5 protein-coding genes and 1 pseudogene are annotated in these 5925 nt (G+C 63.2%); 2 read left to right on the top strand and 4 right to left on the bottom strand.

The features are described from left to right. Positions 1–103: 103 nt before the first annotated feature. The 4 genes from WCA85_RS21390 to WCA85_RS21375 all read right to left on the bottom strand — a co-directional run bounded on the left by WCA85_RS21390 (position 104) and on the right by WCA85_RS21375 (position 4418). Positions 104–880: a PhaM family polyhydroxyalkanoate granule multifunctional regulatory protein gene (locus WCA85_RS21390; protein ID WP_424066867.1), complete on the bottom strand. Its 777-nt coding sequence runs from the start codon at positions 878–880 to the stop codon at positions 104–106. 129 nt (positions 881–1009) lie between these two features. Continuing rightward, positions 1010–1945, bottom strand: coding sequence for an enoyl-CoA hydratase/isomerase family protein (locus WCA85_RS21385; RefSeq protein WP_424066866.1), 936 nt, complete (start codon positions 1943–1945; stop codon positions 1010–1012). 75 nt (positions 1946–2020) lie between these two features. Beyond that, positions 2021–3256: an ABC transporter substrate-binding protein gene (locus WCA85_RS21380; protein WP_424066865.1), complete on the bottom strand. Its 1236-nt coding sequence runs from the start codon at positions 3254–3256 to the stop codon at positions 2021–2023. Positions 3257–3428: 172 nt separating this feature from the next. Further along, complete coding sequence (locus WCA85_RS21375) at positions 3429–4418, bottom strand: fumarylacetoacetate hydrolase family protein (protein WP_424066864.1); 990 nt, start codon at positions 4416–4418, stop codon at positions 3429–3431. A gap of 19 nt (positions 4419–4437) precedes the next feature. On the opposite strand from WCA85_RS21375, the gene WCA85_RS21370 reads away from it, so the two are divergent. Continuing rightward, positions 4438–5496 (top strand): IclR family transcriptional regulator, encoded by a 1059-nt coding sequence (locus WCA85_RS21370; RefSeq protein ID WP_424066868.1) that lies wholly within the window; start codon positions 4438–4440, stop codon positions 5494–5496. 193 nt (positions 5497–5689) lie between these two features. Further along, positions 5690–5925: pseudogene (locus WCA85_RS21365) on the top strand (DUF3108 domain-containing protein); the annotation flags it as partial.

The following is a 5925-nucleotide window of genomic DNA, read 5'->3' as shown; positions in this document are numbered from 1 at the left end:
GCGCCAGCCTGATAGGCGGCGCGCGCGCCGCCGCCCATCAGAACTAGCGCGAGGCGCATGCCTGACGCACGCTCTCAGTCATGCTCAGCCCTCCCTGAGCGCCTCACTCGGGCTGCGAAGGGGTTTTCTTTGCCGCGCGCGGCCGGCTCGCCGCGCCGCTGGACGACTTGGCGGACGATCCGCGTTTCGCGGCCGGGCTCTCCTTCGTAGCAGCTTTCCCGGTGGCGCCGGCACTCTCAGGCGCCGACGGTGGCGCCTCAGGTGCCTCAGAGGTCTCAGGCGTCTCATCCCCAGCAGAGGCAGAGGCGGCTGCCGCAGGCTGCGCCATCGCGAACTGCGCGATCTGGTTGAACTGCGATTGCAGCAGGTTCCACCAGGCCGAAGCGTCATAGCCGGGAGCGCTTGCTGCCTCAGTCTCGTCGGACGCGGAAGTATCCACGTCTTCGGCACGCGGTGCGGCCGCGGGCTCGGGACGCGGCCGCTCAGGCGGCGGTGCAGAGGGCGAAGCCGTGGCCGGTTGCGCCATCGACTGCTGGGCAAAGGCACCGAACGCGCGCAGCGTAGCGAGCGTGGCGCGCTGCACTTCAAGCGCCTGGATCGCCGATTGCAGCATGTTCAGATTGAGCTTGAGCCATTGCTCGACCGCACGCATGTCCGTGATGCGCTTGTCGAGTTCTTCGACGTTGGTCAGCGGCGCCATCATGTCCGACATCATCGAGAGCGACGGGCCAAAGCCAGAGCCGGTGCCGGTCTGCGCGCCCGGAAAGGCTGAGCCGAACGGCGTCAGACGCATCATGTCCCACATGCGGTCGAGCATTTCGCTCGGCGGAAAGCCAGGAAAACCGGGAAAGGGCGGCGTGGAGCCGGATGTATCAGTCATGCTTATCTCCTCGCAGCAAACAATGAACGTCGCACCGTGCGGGGCGTTTGAGCCGATCATACCGTGCGAAACGTAGTTGTCCCACTTGCAACACAGCACAGGCGCCGGTTTGTCCTGTTCCTCTATACGTCAGACCGGGTCTTCACCCGAACGATCCCCGTCGGCTGAACCCGCACGGCCCGATGGATGACCGCCCATCGCCGAACGGCCCGTAGCACCGCCCGCCGCATGCGCGCCGTGAAAATCCGGCGCGCGGCGCTCGCGCAGCGACGTCACTCCTTCGCGCACATCCGGGCCGGCGAAGCCCATGAATTCGAGCGCGAGCGAGGTATCGAAAGCCGGTCCCGCCGTGCGCAGCCAGTTGTTCAACGCGTACTTGGTCCAGCGAATCGCGGTTTGCGAGCCGTTCGCGAGCCGCGTCGCCACTTCGAACGCTTTGGGCAGCAGATCGTTTTCGTCGACGGCGAGTGACACAAGTCCAATCCGCTCGGCCTCTTCGCCGCTGACCGGTTCGCACAACAGCAGGTAGTACTTGGCTTTAGCCATGCCGCATAACAGCGGCCAGACGATCGCCGCGTGATCACCCGCGGCGACACCCAGGCGCGTGTGACCGTCGATGATGCGGGCGCTCTTCGTCGCGATCGAAATGTCAGCGAGGAGCCCCGCCACCAGTCCCGCGCCGACCGCGGGGCCGTGCATGGCCGAGACGATCGGTTTGCTGCAGTTGATTACGTTGTAGACGAGATCACGCGCTTCTTGCCAGACACGCGTACGGACCTCGAAGTCCGTCGCCATCTGTTCGACGAGGTGCAGGTCCCCGCCTGCGGAGAAGCCCTTGCCTTCGCCGCGAATCACTGCGACCCGGGTCTCGGGGTCCCGATCAATGTCGCGCCAGATGTCGGCGAGTTCACGATGCATCCGGGCATCGGCCGTAGACAGTCCGCTTTTATTCGCACCCTCGCCGCTCATGATGACTTCGAGGATGCCGTGCGGATGACGCCGCAAACGCAACGCCTTGTAATGCGCGTAGTAGACAGGGTCGTGGCCCAGTGATTCGTGAGACATGGCTGAAAATCCAGTAGTCGCAAGGGAACGCGGTGAATCGGTACATCAAGGAACCAGCGGTACGTGCAGCGGCATCTAGTCTGGCTGATACACCCACTTGCCGTTGCTGATCTCGACCATCACGCGCGCGCGTTGATCGAGGCCGAGGTGATCGGTCGGGCTCATGTTGACCACACCATTCGTGTCGGCCAACCCGTGTGTCGCTTCAAGCGCATCACGCAATGCGTGACGAAATTCCGGGGTGCCAGGTTTTGCAGTCTTCAACGCAACCGGAAACGCGTTAGACAGCAACATGCCAGCGTCCCAAGTATATGAGCCGAACGCTGAGACGCTGCCCGCGCCGTGCAGCGCTTCAAAACGCTTGATGTAATCGAGCGCAAGGCGTTTCGCCGGATGATCTGCGGGCAATTGCGCCGCCACCAGCACCGGACTCGCAGGCAGGAAAGTGCCGTTGCAGTCCGCGCCGCAGACGCGCAGGAAGTCGTTATTGGCCACCCCGTGATTGTGATAGATCAGCCCCTTGTAGCCGCGCTCCTTGAGCGTCCTCGGCGGCAATGCGGCCGGGGTGCCCGCTGCACCAACCACCACCGCGTCCGGATGCGCGGCGAGAATCTTCAGCACCTGACCCATGACGCTCGGATCAGTGCGATTAAAGCGCTCGTTTGCGACGATGCTGATGTGATGCAACTCGGCGAACTTCGCGACTTCAGCGTAGAAGGTTTCGCCGAGCGCATCGGCCTGGCCGATATACGCAATCGTCTTCACGCCATGCGAGCTGGCGTGCGCCGTGATCGCGGAAGCCATCATCGCGTCGGTCTGGGGAGTCTTGAACATCCAGTGACGCTTTGCATCGACGGGTTCGATGATCTTGGCCGACGACGCGAGCGAAATGGCCGGCGTCTCGCCCTCGGCGATTACGTCCAGCATGGCGAGCGAGTTCGGCGTGATCGACGAGCCGATGATGGCGTCGACGTGATTCTCGGAGATCAGCTTACGGGTATCCTGGACTGCCTGCGTCGTATCCGACGCATCATCGAGCACGATGTATTCGACAGTCTGGCCACCCATCTCCTTGGGCAACATGGCAGCGGTATCGCGGGCGGGAATGCCCAGCGATGCAGCCGGCCCGGTCAACGACAACACCAGTCCGATCTTCACCTGCGCGAACACCAGGGCCGGCCAAGCCGCGCACAACGTAACGGCAAGACGCGCAGCAAGGCGCGCTAGCGGTGCCCCAGGCGTTACACGCGGTGACAGTGCCGTCACGTCACGGACGCTTCGGAATGCGAGCGCAAACGGGCGAAATCGCATGCATGTCTCCTCACAGTGGTTTTGTCGTTATGTTCCACTTCGCCCTGGTTTTGCCGGGCGGCTGCGGCGCGCCATCGGGCGGCCGCCGCGCGTCAGTCAGTGTAGCGGCGCCCGATCACTCCGGTATCGGGCGAAACCCTTTCGGCTGAACTGATGCAAACCCGTTGCATGGTCAGTGCGAATCAAGCGGGGCGATGCCTTGCTCGATCGAACCGAAGATCGACTTGCCGGCTTCGTCGAACATTTCGATTTTCACCGTATCGCCGTATTTCATGAATTCCGTCTGCGGCGCACCGTGTTCGATGGTTTCGAGGCAACGCTTCTCGGCAATGCAACAGTAGCCGCGCTTGGCGTCCTTGTTCGAGACCGTGCCCGAACCGACGATCGAACCAGCGCGCAGATTGCGCGTTTTCGCCGCGTGCGCGATCAACTGGCCGAAGTGGAACACCATGTCCGTGCCGGCGTCCGGCTGACCGACCTTCTTGCCGTTCCAATGGACGATCATCGGGCGATGCACGCGGCCCTCGCGCCAGTGCTCGCCGAGTTCATCGGGTGTCACGGCAACCGGCGCGAACGAAGTAGCGGGCTTGCTCTGGAAGAAACCAAAGCCCTTCGCGAGTTCGGCTGGAATGAGGTTACGCAGCGACACATCGTTGACGAGCGTGATGAGGCGCACACCCTTGAGCGCCTGCTCAGGCGTTGCACCCATCGGTACGTCAGTGGTGATTACCGCGACCTCGGCTTCGAAGTCGATACCGAAGGCTTCCGACGCGCATACCACATCGTCTTTCGGGCCAATGAAATCATCGCTGCCGCCCTGGTACATCAACGGATCGGTCCAGAATTCCGGCGGCATCTCGGCGCCGCGCGCCCGCCGCACCAACTCCACGTGATTCACATACGACGACCCGTCAGCCCACTGGAACGCGCGCGGCAGCGGCGCCATGCACTCCTTCGCCTCGAACGCGAATGTGTTGCGGGCCCGGCCGTGGTTGAGCGCGTCATACAGATCCTGCAGTTGCGGCGCATAGAAGGTCCAGTCATCCAGCACGCGCTGCAGCGTCGGCGCGATCGCGTCAGCGATGGTCGCAGTGTGCAGGTCGCGGGAAACGACGATGAGTTGGCCGTCGCGCGTGCCGTCCTTCAGCGTGGCAAGTTTCATAGAGGAATAAGCCGTGTTAGTGACGATAGAGGGAATCTATTCTACGATGGTGAATCGCCTCGGGGTCAAACTGAGGGTCCAAGGCGGTAAAGGTCGCGCTCGCCAGGCGCGTTTCATCTCTCTTTTTGCCCTTCGCGCCGCGTGCGCTTTGCTTATGCCTCCACTTGCCCGCGTTGGTGCCCGTCACGCCGTGAAGCCCACTGAAGCCATTGATCCCGCTAATCCCGCTAATCCCGCTGAACCGGCCGAACCGCTTGACTCCGCCGATGAAGATGCCGTCGAAGCGGGCGAGGAAAAACTGCGCTCGGGCATCCAGTCGATCGAAGTGGGCTTTCGTTTGCTCGACGTGCTGACTCACGAACCGCGCGCGATGATGCTGCGCGATCTCGCCCAACGAGCAGGCATGAGCCCTGCGAAGGCGCACCGCTATCTGGTGAGTTTTTTGCGGCTGGGCGTGGTCGCGCAGGATCCTTTGTCGGGTCGCTACGAACTGGGCGGCTTCGCGTTGCAATTGGGACTGGCGCGACTGGCGCGGGTGGACGGCGTGAAGCTCGCACGCATCGCGCTTGCCGAACTGCGCGATCAACTGGACCTGACGGTGGGCATTGCAGTTTGGGGCAACCAGGGGCCTACCGTCGTGCATTGGATGGAGTCGAGCTATCCGGCCAAGGCGTCACTCAAGCTCGGCGACGTGATGCCTTTGCTCGGCTCCGCTACCGGCCTGCTCTTTGCCGCGTATCTGCCGTCCAGTAAGACCGCTCCGATGATCGAGCGTGAGCTGGCCGATTCGCGCCGCTCGTCGCATACCGAAGGACCGCGCACGCGTGAAGAGGTCGAGCGCGTGCTCGACGATGTGCACGCCCACCAGGCTGCGCGCGTCGAAGGCATGTTGCTGCCGACGATTCACGCGTTCTGCATGCCCGTTTTCGATTCGACAGGCGACCTTGCGCTCGGACTCATCGCGCTCGGCCACGAAGGTGTGTTCGATATCCGCTGGGGTGGCGAGATCGACACGGCGCTGCGCGAATGCGCGCGTAAATTGTCGTACGAACTGGGGTATAGTCCGGCGCCACGTTAGGATCGGGGGCTGAACCTGCGTTTGGCGCCGGCTTGCGGCTTGCATAGCATGGCGCCCCGTTCGCCCAAACACGTTCCTGCGGAACATCAAATGCCGACTGAGAGTCGAACCCGTTCGCCACGCCCAGCATCGTTTGCCCCGTGGTACGACGCGCCACATTACCTTTTGTCACCGGTTAGAACTGACTCGCCCCATGTCGTCGCCTTCCGCCCTCAACCGCTCTGATCGCACGCCGTCCCAGGCCACTGGGCGCCGTCCACGCGTATGGCGTTGGGGCGTGGTGCTGGTCGCAGTGCTGGCATTACATTGGATCGCAGCGCAGTGGGTGGAGCGCGCCCGCGACACGTTCGCACCCGCGCAGCCAGTCCACGTACCGGTACAGGTCGTGCTGCTCACACCGGAAAAAATCGAACGCAAGCCGGCCGAGGC

This window comes from Paraburkholderia sp. (assembly GCF_049581445.1).
Taxonomy (GTDB): Bacteria; Pseudomonadota; Gammaproteobacteria; order Burkholderiales; family Burkholderiaceae; genus Paraburkholderia.
Note: the sequence above shows the minus strand (reverse complement) of the source record. Positions and strands in the feature narration are given on the sequence as shown.